Origin of the sequence: Pontibacillus sp. HN14 (assembly GCF_021129245.1) — a bacterium.
Lineage (GTDB): Bacteria > Bacillota > Bacilli > Bacillales > BH030062 > Pontibacillus.
The window spans coordinates 182,811-199,509 of record NZ_JAJOLR010000006.1 but is presented as its reverse complement, the minus strand read 5'-3'; the positions used below and the strand labels follow the sequence as shown (position 1 = coordinate 199,509).

13 protein-coding genes and 1 riboswitch are annotated in these 16,699 nt (G+C 41.8%); of the genes, 5 read left to right on the top strand and 8 right to left on the bottom strand.

Features of this window, described 5'->3' with window-relative positions; genetic code table 11:
* Nucleotides 1-322: 322 nt before the first annotated feature.
* Nucleotides 323-1,528 carry a helix-turn-helix domain-containing protein gene (locus LQ226_RS17315; RefSeq protein WP_231419307.1) on the top strand — a complete coding sequence of 402 codons (1,206 nt, stop codon included), beginning with the start codon at nucleotides 323-325 and terminating at the stop codon, nucleotides 1,526-1,528.
* An 85-nt stretch (nucleotides 1,529-1,613) separates the two neighbouring features.
* Here the strand turns inward: LQ226_RS17315 and LQ226_RS17310 are convergent, their stop codons facing one another.
* On the bottom strand, nucleotides 1,614-3,815 hold the full coding sequence (locus LQ226_RS17310; protein ID WP_231419306.1) for an ATP-dependent helicase: 2,202 nt from the start codon (nucleotides 3,813-3,815) through the stop codon (nucleotides 1,614-1,616).
* 124 nt (nucleotides 3,816-3,939) lie between these two features.
* Nucleotides 3,940-5,178, bottom strand: coding sequence for an aminopeptidase (locus LQ226_RS17305; protein WP_231419305.1), 1,239 nt, complete (start codon nucleotides 5,176-5,178; stop codon nucleotides 3,940-3,942).
* Between the two features lie 378 nt (nucleotides 5,179-5,556).
* Here LQ226_RS17305 and LQ226_RS17300 point away from each other — a divergent pair, with 378 nt between their 5' ends.
* Nucleotides 5,557-7,188: a BCCT family transporter gene (locus LQ226_RS17300; RefSeq protein ID WP_231419304.1), complete on the top strand. Its 1,632-nt coding sequence runs from the start codon at nucleotides 5,557-5,559 to the stop codon at nucleotides 7,186-7,188.
* Nucleotides 7,189-7,294: 106 nt separating this feature from the next.
* Here LQ226_RS17300 and queE read toward each other — a convergent pair whose 3' ends face one another.
* Genes queE through queC form a run of 3 tightly spaced genes read right to left on the bottom strand, consistent with a single transcriptional unit; the run spans nucleotide 7,295 to nucleotide 9,149 of the window.
* Nucleotides 7,295-8,011: a 7-carboxy-7-deazaguanine synthase QueE gene (gene queE / locus LQ226_RS17295; protein WP_231419303.1), complete on the bottom strand. Its 717-nt coding sequence runs from the start codon at nucleotides 8,009-8,011 to the stop codon at nucleotides 7,295-7,297.
* Nucleotides 8,008-8,478 (bottom strand): 6-carboxytetrahydropterin synthase QueD, encoded by a 471-nt coding sequence (gene queD, locus LQ226_RS17290; protein ID WP_231419375.1) that lies wholly within the window; start codon nucleotides 8,476-8,478, stop codon nucleotides 8,008-8,010. Before queD ends, queE begins: the two co-directional genes overlap by 4 nt.
* Before the next feature lie 5 nt (nucleotides 8,479-8,483).
* Nucleotides 8,484-9,149: a 7-cyano-7-deazaguanine synthase QueC gene (gene queC, locus LQ226_RS17285; protein WP_231419302.1), complete on the bottom strand. Its 666-nt coding sequence runs from the start codon at nucleotides 9,147-9,149 to the stop codon at nucleotides 8,484-8,486.
* Between the two features lie 95 nt (nucleotides 9,150-9,244).
* A riboswitch (PreQ1 riboswitch) is annotated at nucleotides 9,245-9,289 on the bottom strand.
* A gap of 960 nt (nucleotides 9,290-10,249) precedes the next feature.
* Between queC and LQ226_RS17280 the strand changes: the two genes are divergently transcribed.
* Both LQ226_RS17280 and LQ226_RS17275 read left to right on the top strand, forming a co-directional pair.
* Nucleotides 10,250-11,092: an STAS domain-containing protein gene (locus tag LQ226_RS17280; RefSeq protein WP_231419301.1), complete on the top strand. Its 843-nt coding sequence runs from the start codon at nucleotides 10,250-10,252 to the stop codon at nucleotides 11,090-11,092.
* A 139-nt stretch (nucleotides 11,093-11,231) separates the two neighbouring features.
* Nucleotides 11,232-11,738 (top strand): cupin domain-containing protein, encoded by a 507-nt coding sequence (locus LQ226_RS17275; RefSeq protein WP_231419300.1) that lies wholly within the window; start codon nucleotides 11,232-11,234, stop codon nucleotides 11,736-11,738.
* A gap of 157 nt (nucleotides 11,739-11,895) precedes the next feature.
* On the opposite strand, the gene LQ226_RS17270 is transcribed toward LQ226_RS17275, so the two are convergent.
* On the bottom strand, nucleotides 11,896-12,954 hold the full coding sequence (locus LQ226_RS17270) for a class I SAM-dependent methyltransferase (protein ID WP_231419299.1): 1,059 nt from the start codon (nucleotides 12,952-12,954) through the stop codon (nucleotides 11,896-11,898).
* A 6-nt stretch (nucleotides 12,955-12,960) separates the two neighbouring features.
* Nucleotides 12,961-14,298: an FAD-dependent oxidoreductase gene (locus LQ226_RS17265; RefSeq protein WP_231419298.1), complete on the bottom strand. Its 1,338-nt coding sequence runs from the start codon at nucleotides 14,296-14,298 to the stop codon at nucleotides 12,961-12,963.
* 134 nt (nucleotides 14,299-14,432) lie between these two features.
* Between LQ226_RS17265 and LQ226_RS17260 the strand changes: the two genes are divergently transcribed.
* Nucleotides 14,433-14,984: a GNAT family N-acetyltransferase gene (locus LQ226_RS17260; protein WP_231419297.1), complete on the top strand. Its 552-nt coding sequence runs from the start codon at nucleotides 14,433-14,435 to the stop codon at nucleotides 14,982-14,984.
* 50 nt (nucleotides 14,985-15,034) lie between these two features.
* On the opposite strand, the gene mbcS is transcribed toward LQ226_RS17260, so the two are convergent.
* Nucleotides 15,035-16,618, bottom strand: a complete 1,584-nt coding sequence (gene mbcS, locus LQ226_RS17255) for an acyl-CoA synthetase MbcS (RefSeq protein WP_231419296.1) — start codon at nucleotides 16,616-16,618, stop codon at nucleotides 15,035-15,037.
* Between the last annotated feature and the right edge of the window lie 81 nt (nucleotides 16,619-16,699).

Genomic DNA, 16,699 nt, shown 5'->3' with positions numbered 1-16,699 from the left:
TATGGATGAACGCCCCCCTCCTTTCAGAAGCTGATGGCAGGTCCGTTCCTCTTCTTACAGCCAGGGCTTGCTCGGGGACTGCGAGACTCCCGCGGGGTAAGGAGCCTAGGGAAGACCCCACAGAGAGCGATAGCGAACGAGGAGGCTTCCCAGCTCCCCGCAGGAAAGCGAGTTGTCCCCGAGCAAGCCCAACCGCTCAATCAACATAACGGACCCAACCTCCTAAAAAAATTGTACAAAAAACACATATTCCTTATACATCTTTGCAATTTAATGCTATTATATGTAAACGAATAGACTACAATAAAAGGAGATTATAGTAATGGAGATGAAAACAGATAGCTCCCTACGCGCTCTGTTCACCTTTCATTATTCGACTAGAGTACCCGTCTATTTCTTCGAGTACGATACACAGAATAAAACTTCATTGGGAGAGATCCCAACACCATTAGAGCGTCTACAACAAGAGGAAAGAAAGCTTATCCAAGAAAAAATGAAGCAAAAAGGCCGTATCCATCACATTACGGACCCATTCCACCGCCACTTTTTAGCCATTAACACCGAGTCATTTGCCTCGATTCCTACAGGTTATTTCTGTATAGGTCCCTTTCTATACGAGGACTTAAACAACCAAGACATTCAAAAGGCTTTTCAAAAACAAAGAGAATCGATCTATGTTTCAAGAAAGGTACTCGCTTATTACAAAGAGCTTCCTGTGGTTCATACGAAACAAGTCCTTTACTACGGGCAGATCTTGCTCGCATTATTGGCGAATGATTGGACTACACCCGTTATTGATCAAACGTTTGATCAATTCACCTTTATTCCAAAGAAAAGAGAAACGACCAAAGAAGATGGACAATTCTTAGCGCGTTCGTATCAGTTAGAGAAGAAATTCCTACACAAACTGCGAAATGGAGACCCATCCGCTATTGATGAACTGAGTCACGCTAAATACTATCCAACTCCTGCTTATGGCAAGGAAAATATACTGCGATCTTATAAGAATCGATTGATTGCAACGGTTACGTTAGTAGCTCGCACGGCCATTGACGTTGGCATGGATGAAACCGAGTCCTTATCCATTTCTTATTATTACATGCATGAAATCGAGCAAAAGGATCGAATTGAAGACCTTCTTCATTTAGAGAAGATTATGGTCCACGATTATTTGTCTAAAATTCAAAAACAAGAAAAAGAAGGACACTCCCCGCTCATGCAAGCATGCCTTGAAAAAGTTCAGGCTAACCTTCATAAACCCATCACGATCGAGAAGATGGCAAAAGAGTTAGGGGTCCGATCAGAGCATCTTTCTTCCCTCTTTAAAAGGGAAGTAGGCCTGTCTCTTCAGCAGTACATTCATCGCCAAAAGATGAAAGAAGTAAAAAAAGCATTACTTAAACAAAATGGTTCTATTCTTTCTGTCGCCGAACAATTCGGGTATAAGAGTGCGTCTCATTTTTCACGTATCTTCAAGAAGTATGAAGGAACTTCTCCAAGCGAATACCGAAAACAAAATCGAAGTTAAGAACAATAGCGCAAGGCGCCCAAGCATACACAAGCTATACATGACTAGAAAATAAGAAAACGAGGCTCTGTAGAGCCTCGTTTTCTTATTTATTCAATCCTCTTAATCGCTTGAAATTCCAACTAATGGGGCGTGTAACCTCCATTTCTTCAAAGTAGATTTTATACATCCTTTTTCGCTCATCAACTTCTTCTATCGTTCCCATCCCAAACACAGGGTGCTCTACAACCTGTCCTTCCTTAAAATCAGCTTCAGAGGTATGGGTCTGATCGAGTTGAGCGTTCATTCGTATAACTTCTTTCGCTTCTTTCTCAAATTCTTTTTCAATAAACCCAATACGCTCATATAGTCTTTCATCAAGTTCAAACAGAAAACGAGAGGGGTATTTCTTTTCGCCCCGTCCGTTTCCTCCCTCAGATTCCGTTAAGTAAAGTTCCCGCTCTGCCCTTGTCATTGCTACATAAGCTAGGCGCCTCTCTTCTTCAAGCGCGTACTCTTTCCGATCTCTGAGAGAACGCTCATTGGGCAAGATCCGATCATTAAACCCAACTAAGAATACATAGGGATACTCTAACCCCTTTGAAGTATGAATGGTCATCAATTTGACGGCTTCCCGCTCATCCTCTCGATCATTCTCCGTATAAAGCGTAAGCATTTGTAAATAGTATTCAAGCGAGATTTGTTCACCCATCCCCTCTTCATACTGCACAACCGAATGCTTCAATTCCATCAGATTATCTAACCTCTCATGATCTCCGTCTTCCCGAATCAAAGCTTCATACCCCGTTGCCTGCAGCGTATCCTGCAACAAATCTGAAACGGAAAGTTCATGACGTTTTACTTTCATTGCTTCAATCGCTTCAATGAATTCCTTGGCTTTTGTTCGATTAAAGACCGGATCCTCGATATGATTGCAAAGCGTTTGATAAAGCGAAGCCCCTTCTTGTTCAGCACGCTCCCTTAAAAAAGCAATGCGTTTCTTCCCCATCTGACGTCTTGGTGTATTAATAACCCTCATAAATGACAAGTCATCTTCAAATGCCAACAATCTGAGGTGGGCAAGGGCATCCTTAATTTCTTTCCTCTCAAAGAATTTAAACCCTCCGAAAATGCTGTACTCCATGTTTTCATGAATGAGTTCTTGTTCCACAAATCGAGACAAGTAATTGGCGCGATATAAAATAGCCACATCATTTAACGAAGCTCCATGTTCCTTCTGTAGCATTTGTATACGTGAAACGATCCATTTCGCTTCTTCTTGCTCAGACTTCCCATGATAATGAATGACATTCACGCCATCAGGGTTCTCTGTAACCATATCTTTATCTACTCTCAGCTTATTTTGCTTAATAAGGGCATTGCCAACATTTAATATTTGCGGAGTGGAACGATAATTCTCGTTTAACACAATCGTTTGACACTGAGGAAACCACTGATCGAAATTCACCATAAATTTCGGATCCGCACCTCGCCATTCATAAATGGTTTGGTCTGGGTCGCCAACCACAAATACATTTTGATGTCCTTTACTGAGTAGCCGAATCAGTTCGAATTGTTTCGGACTGCTATCTTGAAATTCATCAACTTGAATATAGTAGAGTCTTTCCTGCCACTTCTCCAATACACGCGGGTACTCACCGAAAAGAACGAGTGTGAAATTTAGAAGATCATCGAAATCAAGGCCATATACCTTCTTTTGTTTCTTTAAGTAGGACAGAATAATTTTACGGTCCAGATCCTCTACCCGTTCTGGGTCCAGTGTTTTCTCTCTTGATATCAGGTCAAAGACATAGCCAGTATCTGCTTTCATCTCACCAATCTTTTTTAAGATCCTAGCAAACTTATGATCATTCACTTTTAAGCCAAGCTCTTCGTAGATTTCTCTTAAGATCGACTTTTGATCTTCCGTATCCAGAATAAGAAATTGTTTCGGGTAAAATAGATGGTGAATGTCTTCCCGCAATATACGTACACAAAAGCCATGATACGTACTAATATACCCCGTATCACGTTCTCCTCCGACTAACTTCTTCACTCTTCTTCTCATTTCTTGTGCTGCTTTGTTCGTAAATGTGACACAAAGCAAATTAGAGGGCTCAAGCCCTAATTCACTCACTAAATAGGCATACCGATTTGTAAGAGTCCTCGTCTTCCCAGAACCAGCTCCAGCTATAACTCTTACAGCACCTTCAGTAGTCGTAACCGCCTTTTGCTGCTGTTCGTTCAGCCCATTAAAGATTCCATCCACTTCCATATCGATACCTCCGCACAGAACGTTTGTTTGCACACCATTATACCAAACTTCTCTCTACTTTAACCATTGGAAAAGAGAAACCACCGATGCCAAAAAGAATAATGGAGCTTGTAATCAAAAAAAGGAGAGCTCTAGTAGAGCTCTCCTTTTGAATAGGTTACGAAAAATCAAATGCCCAGTTTCCATTACGGAAAACAGGTTCTGTTTCACCAGTTGATGTAATTCCATCAATATCTAGTTCACCGGATCCCATCATAAAGTCGACGTGAACGAGACTGTTGTTAACACCATTTTCATCAAGCTGATTGTCGTCCATTTTCGCTCCCCCTTCAATACTGCTAGGGTAAGCTTTCCCTAACGCAAGGTGGCAGGAAGCATTCTCATCGTACAATGTATTATAGAAGATAACACCGCTTTGAGAAATCGGCGACTGATGAGGGACAATTGCAAGCTCTCCTAAGTGACGAGCTCCTTCATCCATATTCAACAACTGTTCTAGCGTGCTATACCCTTGTTCAGCAGTGAAATCGACCACTTTCCCATCTTTAAAAGTTAATGAGAAGTTTTCTATTAAATTTCCACCGTAGCTAAGAGGCTTTGTGCTTGTCACAGTTCCGTTTACACCATATTTGTGAGGCAGGGTAAACACTTCTTCGGTAGGCATATTAGCGTTGAACGAAATGCCTTGCTCAGACTTAGAAGCGCCACCCTTCCAGATATGCCCCTCTGGTAGTTCTACCTCAAGATCCGTCCCCGGTGATTTATAAATAAGCTTTTTAAATTGCTTTTTATTAAGATAATCACGTGCTTTCCCTAACGTTTCGTTGTGTTCATCCCACGCTTTTAAAGGATCCTCTTGGTCTACACGCGTAATCGTAAAGATCTGGTCCCAAAGCTTAGAAACTGCTTCTTGTTCTGGTACATCAGGAAACACCTTTTTAGCCCATTCTGGATTAGGTATGGCGACAATTGACCAAGTGATCTTGTCATTCATCGTGTACTTTCTAAAGTTCTTCATCGCTTCTCCGCTTGCTTTACTAGCAGCCGCAATTCGAGAAGAATCAATCCCATTCAGGTTATCAGGATCCGTTGAACGAATAGACAATACTGCAGCACCATTTTCTGCAAAGTAGTCATATTGATCTACTTTCCATTGAGGTACTGTTTCTAGAACATCTTGTGACGCATGTTCGAAATAAAGGCGTTGCAAGACGTCATCAGCCCAATTGATGTGAACATCTTTAGCACCAGCTTCATACGCTTTCTTAGCTACAATTCGCGCAAAATCAGCACCATCAACAGGAGCATTCAACATAAGAATTTGATCTTTCTGTAAGTTTACCCCTTTATGTATGGCTAATTCCGCATACTTTTCTAACTGTTCATTTGTAGGCATATAAGCCCTCCTTTAAAGGTTATGAATTGTTTGACTACTCATAAGCATATCAAATTTGCAGCTCTTTTTGTAACAATATCCCTACCTCTTTCTACTTTTGCAACATCTTACATAACACTATATTTTGTAAAAACATATATTTAAGAAACGCAAACCAACAACGTAGTCATTTACCCGATAAATGTCGAAAGAAATCGGTTTTTTTATATTTTTTTCGACAAATCTAAATCCTTCTTCAACCCAACAATAACGGTAAGTTTGTCCAGTTTGATCATCTCGTTCTTTTTGGATTATTTGAATAGATTGTACAATTTGTTCTGTACAAAAAGTTAGTAATCTATTATGATTAACTATGTACTTTAAAGAAAGGACGATTAGATGAATAAAAAAATAATGGATTGGCCCACATTTGCAGGGGCATTATTCCTACTATTAGCAGTTACCATTCCACTCATTTTATTTCCTCAAAAAGGTCAAGTAGTTGTGGACAAAACCCAAGATTTCATTACCACTAACTTCGGGGTTGTCTTCATGATTGTTGGCCTCGGCATTTTCTTATTCCTCCTCTATGTCGCATTTAGTAAAAACGGTCAAGTAAAACTAGGAGACAAAGGTGAAAAACAAGAATTTAGTAACTTCTCCTGGGCAGCCATGCTTTTCTGTGCCGGTATCGGTTCTAGTATTCTATACTGGGGTACAATTGAATGGGCTTATTACTACCAATCTCCCCCATTCGCCGCTGAAGGTGGCACACAGGAAGCGATTCAATGGGCAAGCGTATACGGCATCTTCCACTGGGGACCAATCGCTTGGGCCATTTATACATTACCTGCTTTACCTATTGCTTATTTCTATTATGTTCGTAAAAAGCCAGTATTAAAGATCAGTGAAGCTTGTCGCCCTGTTATCGGGAAACGAGCAGACGGGCCACTTGGTACGATTATTGATGTTCTATTCATGTTCGGTTTAATGGGCGGTGCTGGGACAACCCTTGCGCTTGGTACACCAATGATCGCACAAGGTATTTCAAGCCTTACTGGAATTGAAGTTACACTTAAACTAAAAGTGGGTATACTGTTAGTTTGTACAGTTATCTTTGCCATTAGTGCATACTCCGGATTGAAAAAAGGGATTAAAGTTCTAAGTGATGTGAACTTATGGTTATCACTTTTCTTACTTGCTTTTGTATTTATTTTCGGACCAACTAAATTTATCTCTGAAACAACGTTTAATAGTCTTGGATTATTAGCAGATAACTTCTTCCGCATGAGTACGTGGACAGAATCGTTTGCTGGTCTAAGCACATTTGCTGAAACGAACTTCCCTGAATCCTGGACAGTCTTCTACTGGGCTTGGTGGCTTGTTTATGCACCGTTCGTAGGACTCTTTATCGCCAGAATTTCCCGAGGTCGTACAATTAAACAGATGGTTCTTGGAACAATGTTATACGGCACGCTTGGAAGCATCTTATTCTTCGGGATAATCGGAAACTTCGGAATGTACATGCAACTAACAGGTCAGTTTGATGTTATTAATGTTTTAAATACTCAAGGGGCACCGGCTGCCATTATTAGCGTTATTGCTCAGCTTCCAATGGCTCCAATTATGATTGCAACCTTCACCGTATTGGCTATTATCTTCCTAGCCACAACATTTGACTCCAGTTCGTATATCCTGGCTTCTGTTGTACAGAATTACGTTGAAGATGAGCCACTACGCTGGAACCGCCTATTCTGGGCATTTGCTCTTTGCTTACTTCCATTAACGTTAATGATTCTAGGCGGATTAGGCACATTGCAAACAGCCAGTATCGTTGGCGGAACACCATTACTATTCATCATGGTGATGTTGGCCTGGTCATTTATGAAAGCTTCGACCGAAGATATCGTAGCCTCTGATGACTATCAACCAAAAACGATTAACTTAGATTCTAAACAAATCAAACGACGCTTAAAACGTAAGAAACGTCTTCAAAAAGAGCAAGAACAAGAAGACTCTCAAGTAAGTTAACCCCCCTATTAATATAGAAAGAAAAGCTGCTCCTGATAAACAGGAGCAGCTTTTTTCTTCATCAAAAAAAGCCGTATCCCTTCACTGGAATACGGCTTTCTACAACCTATACACCTCTTCTATTACCCCATAAGAGCGCATGAACTTGCGGAAGGACGCGCACGCGGTTCAATTCAGTTGAAGCCATCACCTGGTCAATAAGCCATTCATATTTACCAAGTAAATGATGCATCAACTTCGTATCGTCCACTTCTTCTGTATCATCATTCCCTACTTGTACAAAGAACGGAATGTTCGGGTAGCGCTTATGGATTCCTTTGGCATATTCCAAATCTTCTTTATCAAACACGACCACTTTTAAGCTCGTCGTAAGCGGGTTAAGCTCCGCAATAATTTCATCAAGTTTATGCCAATCCGTCTTCATCAAGGAACTTGGAGGTTTAGGCGAGATCGTTAAGTCATCAATATTCTTGAACCAGTCTTGCCACTTGCTCCCCTGCGTCTCAAGGGCCACTTCACACCCATTCTCATGCAAGAGATCAACAAGGGTACCCATATGTTTCAACAACCCAGGATTTCCGCCAGAGATTGTAACGTGATCAAAAGCATCACCACCAACATCTCGTAGCTCTTCAAAGATTTCATCCGCCGTTAATAGACGAATGTCCTCTTTCGCACTTCCATCCCAAGTAAACGCTGAGTCGCACCAAGCACAACTGTAATCACACCCAGCTGTCCTAACAAACATGGTCTTTCGCCCAACAACCATCCCTTCCCCTTGGATGGTCGGTCCAAATACCTCTAGAACTGGAAGCTTACTCAAAGCTCCATCCACTCCCTTCTTGCCTCTGCAAAGCTAGTTGGCGTTTCATAAAGCTTCACAAACTCCACGCGAAGGGATTGTTCATCCTGAGGGATGGCTCCTGCCATCTTCTCATAAATCCACACCACCATATTCTCAGCTGTGGTGTTCATTAAAGGAAGGGTTTCGTTAATATAGCGATGGTCCAGATGAACTTCAATTTGTTCTTTCCAAATTTGCTTAATATCCCCAAAGTCCATTACAATTCCGATTTCATCCGTATACCCACTAATTCCAAACACGACGCGATACGTGTGTCCATGAAGGTTCTTACACTTCCCTTCATAACAATGTAAGTGGTGAGCAGCATCAAACGTAAACTCTTTACTTACCATAACGCGTTTCTTATGATACTTAAGGTCACTACGCTTAATATCCTGGTCAATTTTTTGTAAATCTTCTACGATGCGAAATCCATATTGATCCATAGCCATTATGCGTTCGCTCCTTCTTTTTGTTTCATATAGGTGTCTAAGCCGTTTTGGCGCAATTTACAAGATGGGCACTCCCCACAACCTGAACCTCGCACCCCGTGGTAACACGTTAACGTCCGTTCCTTTACATAAGTTAAAGCATCTAAATCATCCGCTAGTCCCCACGTCTGGGCTTTATCTAACCACATAAGTGGCGTATGAACCACAAACTGATCATCCATCGACAGGTTAAGCGTCACATTAAGCGACTTTATGAATACATCACGGCAATCCGGATATCCACTAAAGTCCGTCTCGCATACCCCTGTAACAATATGCTGAGCACCGATCTGTTTCCCCATTATAGATGCAAATGATAAGAATAATAGATTACGTCCCGGCACAAATGTAGATGGCAAATCTCCATTCTCCCCATCTTTCACTTCAATATCATCACGCGTTAGAGCATTCGGAGCTAATTGACTCAATAAAGACATATCAAGAATCGTATGCTTCACCCCAAGATCTTCCGCGATTTCTTTAGCCACTTCTATTTCTTCATCGTGACGCTGGTTATAATCAAACGTCACCGCTTCCACTTCATCAAAATGCTTCATCGCCCAGAACAAACAAGTTGTACTATCTTGCCCTCCACTAAATACGACTAAAGCTTTCTTTTTATCCATAAAAAAATTCTCCTTTCAATAGAAAAAGAGAATTCTACACACCCATACTTCTTTCCGAACTAAATAAAAAAACCATACCTAAGGAAGGTATAGTTCGATCCTTAGTTTTTTATAGAGGGTGTAGCTAGAACCTCTCCTGCATCACCTGTGCAGATTTACATTCAATTTTATCTTTAACGATTGTAACACACCCCACCCCAAAACGTAAGATGCTTTCTTTCAGTAGAGGCCGTCATGTTTGATGAGTGGTTGAAATGTCTGGGCCCCTGGCGAGCTGTCGAGCCTCCTCGTTCCCGAGACACCCCTAGCTATAATTTTTATAAACGGCCCAATGTCTTCAGAGTGAACGGAAGTGGCAGATATGCTTCATATGACGTGTTTCCGTTTTCTCTAAATATAGCAAAGGTGGTTCGGGAAATTGCGAGACTCCTGCGGCAGAAGGAGCCTAGGGGAGACCCCACAGAGAGCGAAGCGAACGAGGAGGCTTTTAAGGGAATAATGAAGTTCGACTAAGACCGTCACGTCCTGTGACAACGTCGAACGACCCCACCTCGTGTGGGGCCGCGGAAAGCGAGTGATTTCCCGAACCACCTTCCGCTCAGGCTATCGCTAACGGAAACATTCTCTGAAGGCATAAAAAAAGAAAGCTAGCAGCTCGTTTCCAAGGTGCTAGCTTTCTCTTATGGGAGTGGTTTTTACAATTTAGGAGTCTTTTTACAATGCACACGGGGTAAAAGAATCTCCAATTGCACAAAGGGAAAAAAGCCGCCAAACCTTTCTATCTTAACCGGTTAAACATTTGTGGGACACGGAGTTCAATAAGCCAAAGGATATCGTTTTAACCTGGCGCAATCGACGACAACGAAAGGGGGGCGTTTGACGGCTTTTTTATGGGTAAAAGGTGGTCAATGGCGTTTGACCTATACCAATGTACCAAGTTGAAAATGCTTTCAGCAACATAAAATACTCGGAAATCAAGATGTTTTTATTTTCTCAATAATCCAAACAAGAATTATAAGAAATTACTAGTTATTGTTTTCATTCCCCTTTTTGGTCCGATATGATGGAATAAGCACATTTAAGGTGGAGGTGGAAGCCAAATGAATTTATATCATGAACTTCATGATTACATAAAACGTCATACAAATGAAATTACAGACCAATGGCTATATATGAGAGGAGAAGATGTTACTTCCTACTATTCTTCAAAGAGTTCAGCAAGTACAGAACAGTTAAGAGAGGAAAACTTTGAATTGATTCAATCGTTATCTAAAGTTTTCATTTCAGAAAAGACAGACCCAAACCTTGAATTGAAAGATTGGGCAGAACGTATATCAGAGAAACGAGCAGGGGAGCAAGTTCCGATTCACCAAGTATTGGAGCAGTTCTCAAATTTCCGGAAAGTTCTATGGGACTATGTGAAAGGCTTTGCCATAGAAAGTGACCTTTCCCTTGACCAAGCGATGGACATCGGACAAATGTGTAATAATGCGCAAGACTATGTCATCTATCAATTTTCCAAACATTATTACGAAACGAGCATTCGCCAAATCCATACTCAACAACAACTGATTAATGAATTAAGCGCACCCGTTATCCCTATTACAGACCAAGAAGCGATCATCCCTCTTATCGGTGATTTAGATCCTGAACGCACCAAGCATATACAAGAACATACTCTAGCCCAATGCAATCAGCATCCATACGAAACGCTCTTCCTGGATATGTCTGGTGTCCAGAACATTGACACACTTGTTGCTCACCATTTATATCAGCTCATTCAGTCACTCGATTTATTAGGGGTAAAATCAGTAATTTGTGGAATGAATCCAAGAGTTGCTCAAGTGGCTATTCAGCTCGGTATCCATTTCTCAAACGTTCCGATTAAGAGCACCTTATATCATGCACTGGACGAGATCTCCTTCTTCCAAAACAGACACTAACTACAGAACCTAAAGACTCAGGTATAATGATGCTTGAGTCTTTTTTTGCTTTTATTTTCCTTTTTCTTCATATTTTATGGTTTAATTATAACTAGGCGAGGGTAACTATGTAAGGAATTGGATATAGGAGGAAAGTCTTATGCATGCATTTTCTGATCAAGTTAAAACCTACTACTTCGAAGACGATGGAGAAATCCCGAATAACACTTTGCCGCTTCTTGTGTATCCAGGAGTGCTCAATGAATATATTGACCAAATGGACGAGATCTTTTTACAAAAAGGTTGGCATAGCACGTGGATTGGTTCGGTCTTCACCCATCATCATTATCACAGTACGGCTCATGAAGTTCTCGGAGTGTTAAGCGGCGAAGCTACAATCCAATTTGGAGGGCAATGTGGTCGAAAATTAGAAGTAACCCCAGGTGATGTACTAATTATCCCAGCAGGCGTTGGCCACAAGCAATTGCACGGTTCAAAGGATTTCCTTGTCGTAGGAGCCTATCCAGACGGCCAGTTTAAAGATATGCGAACTGGAGATTCGAAAGAAAGACCTGAAGTGTTACACAATATTAAAGAGGTCCCCCTCCCTTCCACAGATCCCGTGTTCGGAGACGACCTTGTGTTCTTACCATTCTGGAGCGAGTAATCCTAGCACGATACATATAAGAAGAGGCTGCCCCAACGCCAGGACAGCCTCTTCTTATTTATATCTTGCCAAAGAAATAGTTTCTCTTCTCAAGCCCCTTCCCTAACTCAGCCCCTCTTCATACGTTCCCATAAAAATACTGATCTACATATGTAGATCAGTATTTCCCTGATGCAATAAGAGTCTCCGTTTCCCGGTCTGGATGCATTTCTGATTTCGGTTCCGTTTGTGGCATAAGCCAAAACGCGTACCAGCCACCTTCTTTAATGATCGAATTATAGGCGGATAAGGTAAGCCCAGATGTTTCGGCAAGCTCTTCAATATCTTCAGAAGACGGGAGAGCATATAAATTCGAATGGGCTGTAAAGAAGCTGTTAAAGGCACTTGAGAATGCTTGTCCTTGCGCTGCTTCATTCACTGGTGTAATAACTGAAATGCGTCCATCTTCAGAAAGCCAGGTCGATAAATTGCTTAATAGTTCCTCTCGTTCCACCGGAGCTAAGTAGTGAAAGACATTGTGTAATAAGATTAAGTCAGCTTCCTGACCTTCTTCAGGACGCCAGTCACTCGCATCCGCTACGATAAATTCAATATTCTCATATCCTTCGGAAGCTTTTTGTGCAGACTCAACGACCTGTTCGTTTACATCGACACCTATCATTCTTACTTCCGGGAAATCTTTAGCTAACTTACGCAAATATCCTCCGTGACCACACCCGAGATCGATGACGGTTTGAACCTCTTGATCCTTCATCATCTTTTTGATTCGGCGAATAGCGAAATGTTCTAATAATGTAGATGTTTCAGCTACTACATCACCAAACTTCTCATGATTAAATACAGCACGTTCATTCGATCTCATGTACTCCGGATAAGAAAGAAGGGTTGGGATATGGAGTTCCATCATTTCTTTCAACAGGGCACCTACTCCCCTTGAATCCTCTTCAAGGAATTCACCACAATGGTGCTTTGACGTACGATACCTTCCTCTTGGGCGTTTTCGTAGATGTTTAATCGACGCGCCTACATCCACCCAACATTGGAGCAGATCTTGACTGTAACCTGTTTCCTGCGCGACTTCATCTACTGTCTTCGGGTTCCGAAACGTTTTAAATAAATCAAGCTCATACCCTACGTACGCATGCCATGTAGGTAAAAAAGATTCATTTCGCTTCATCCAGTTCCTTGCCTTTAATGCCGTTTGGACAATGTTCATATCCCTTCACTCCTCTTTCTCCCATGGATAATCTTCAGTACGTTCAAAAAAGTATTGCAGCTGTTTTGACCTTGAGACAGTGTGTTTCCTCTTAGGAAAAGCTCCAATTTGAATGAGCCGATCCAGTACAGTATTATCCCATCGACCAAGCCCTGAGATGTTTAGCATTTGCTTAACATGGAGGGCTGGATCTTGTTCCATTTGTTCAATACTTTTAATTCGAATTCTCCTCCACCACGGGTAAGGAAAAGAATAAGCTAACGCCGACAAGTGACTTAATCCTAATAAGAATTTGGCTCTTGGCATCCGAACTTCTTCATACCATTTTAATAGACGATTATCGAAATGACCCTTCCGTTTCATCCATGCAATGAGTTCTCCAAGCACATCTGCATCTTGAATGGCCAGGTTCATCCCCTCCCCAGCCATAGGATGTACAGCGTGGGCCGCATCCCCAATTAAAGCTAAGTTTTCAACTACATATCGATTCACATGATACATCGTAGGGATCATTAATTGAATGTCCTTCCAACTTTCAAGGGAAGCAACATGTTCACCAAGCTCCGGACACAATTCCTCGTAAGCCCGGTGAAAGTACTCAATCCCTTCTTCCTTCATACTCTTGTAAGTCCCTGCTTTAATAAGGAAAACGGTTCTAATCTTGTTGTCAGGTAGCGGAAACAACCCCAGGAATCGGTGATTGGTTGTAACAATCTTACCTGTTGTGAAATCAGCGGGTCTCGGAATCGTCACCGTAAGGAAATGATGATTGTACGTTCGATTATTCGCTTTAAGTCCCATCGCATTCCGTGTCGGAGAATTGCGTCCTTCTGCTCCTATGTAAAATCTCGCATGTATGGGTTCAATAGATTGATCTTTGGTGTGGCGTATGAGCGCTTTACCATCTTTAAATCCGGTAAAACGGGCGGGCTGGATGTACCGGAAGCTCCCCTCATATTGCTTTAATTTATCAAGCAATATGGCTTTTAAGGTCTCATGAGGAATCATTAGAGCGTAATTATACGGAGTCGCTAAGGATTCATAATCCATACACGATTCTCCGACTTTCCTGGGAGGTTCAGAGATTTGCCTCTCTAACTCAATAAATTCTAAGGAAGAGAAGGAGTGGCCATTCGCTAATACGCGGTCAATTATCTCCAAGTCCTCCAGGATCGCTAATGTTTTAGGCTGCAACAACTCCCCCTTATATTGAGGGGATTCGGCCTTTAGCTGTTCCACAACTGTAACCTGAACACCCCGGCTAGCTAATTTGACGGCAAGTGCTAGTCCCCCAACACCTCCACCATTCACTAAAACCTCGGTATCGATGATTTTCCCTCCCATCCCCTTTAATCGATTGTTAATCTATTCCACTCGCCAGAATGGATGAAACATTCTAACGCTTCCCCCTCTTGTATCGTTTTGGCGAAACTTTTGGTAGAATATTTGGTAACCTTCAACAAGAGGAGGATCAGACGATGTTTATCTATCAAATAAATAAAGAGCTACATTTAAAATTACTAGACGTCACTGATATAGACCGTTTATTTCGTTTAGTTAATTCCAATCGCAGACATTTGCGTAAATGGCTGCCCTGGGTCGATGTTACAGAGAAGCCTGAAGATACAAAACGTTTTATAGAAAGTACGATGCAGAAATTTGCGGATAATAAAGGGTTTGAAACAGGGATTTATTATAAAGGAGAGTTAGCCGGCGTTATTGGCGTCCATGAACTGGACCATCAGAATAAGAAGACAAGCATCGGTTACTGGTTAGGCGAAAACTTCCAAGGGAAAGGGATCGTCACGAAAGCCGCCACCACTTATTTGCACTATTTATTTGAAACACGCGGGTTCAATCGTGTAGAAATTCGGTGTGCCAAGCGTAACAAAAAGAGCCAGGCCATACCTGAACGCCTCGGCTTTACGAAAGAAGGAACGATCCGGCAATGTGAATGGGTCAATGACCGCTACGTTGACCATGTGGTATACAGTTTGTTAAAAGAAGAGTATAAACTCATGCAATCATAAAAGACTGGTCATCACACTTGATGACCAGTCTTTCGTTTTGTCTTCTGATACTAGGCGCGTTCAGACTGCTTCTCTTGATTCCGAAGTTCAACTCGACGAATTTTACCCGATGTGGTCTTTGGTAACTCATCAAGATACTCAATTTTCCTCGGATACTTGTATGGGGCTGTATGATCTTTAACATGTTGCTGAAGCTCTTGAGTCAGTTCTTCATGATTAACCTCTATATTTGGTTTCAGCACCACGAATGCTTTCACAATATTCCCTCTGATTTCATCAGGACTCGCCACAACCGCACATTCCTGAACCGATGGGTGCTTCACAAGAGCGTCCTCAACCTCAAATGGTCCGATTGTGTAACCAGAACTGATAATAATATCATCACTACGGCCCTCAAACCAGAAATAGCCATCCTCATCCATGCTAGCCTGATCTCCCGTAAGATAATAATCTCCTCGATAGGACATCTTCGTACGCTCAGGATCTTTATAATATTCTTTAAATAAAGCAGGTGTATTCAAATGAACAGCAATATCACCTATCTCCCCAGCACCTAGAGGATTCCCTTCTTCATCAATGATCGCTACCTCATTACCAGGGGTCGGTTTCCCCATAGACCCAGGTTTGACTTCCATTCCTTTAAGGATACCGACTAAGAGTGTGTTCTCCGTCTGCCCATAGCCATCTCGTACCGTAACCCCAAAATGATTTTGGAAGATGTCGATAACTTCGCGGTTTAAAGGCTCACCAGCAGATACTGCACTATGTAAATGCGAAAGATCATACTGGTCTAATCCATCTTGTTTGGCCATCAATCGATATTCTGTTGGCGTACAACACAATACATTAATGTTGTGGTTGTCCAATAGGGTCAGGTAGCGCTTTGGATCGAACTTTCCTTGGTATACAAACCCGGTTGCACCAGTCCCTAGTACAGATAAAAACGGACTCCATATCCACTTCTGCCAACCAGGTCCCGCTGTTGCCCAAACCTTATCACCTTCCTCAATGGCCAGCCACTTATAAGCAGCTGTGCGAAGGTGAGCGTACCCCCATCCATGAGTATGGACAACTCCTTTAGGGTTACCCGTTGTTCCTGATGTATAAGAAAGAAAAGCCATATCATCCCTAGCAGTAGGGGCTAACTCAAGCTCATCATTCTCTTGGTCCATTAAGTAATCTAAATAAAGCCATCCTTCAGCTTCATGACCGACAACAAATTTAGTAACTTGATCAATAACATCTACATCAGCAAATTGATCGACATAAGGATAATAGCTAACAACGGCCTTTGCCTCGCCATGTCTAATTCGATACTGCAGATCTTTTGCCCGAAGCATTTCTGAACTTGGTATAACCACTAGTCCAGCTTTTAAAGCACCAAGATAAACTTCATACGCTTCAATGAGCCGAGGCACCATAACGAGCACTTTATCTCCTTTCTTAAGGCCCTGCTCCAAGAAAGCGTTACCAATTTTACTTGCACGTTTACTCAATTTCCGATACGTAATCTCACGAGCATTCCCTGAATCATCTTCCCAGTGAAGGGCTGTATGATTCGGGTCTTTAGCAAATCGTTCTACTTCACTAACAACATTATACTGTTCTGGAGCAATAAGATCCTCACGTTTCATCCTGACATCCCCTTTCAGCAAATCAATCACCTTCATTATACCAAATTTTCTAACAATTAAGGAAGAGTGATCCTTCTGCTC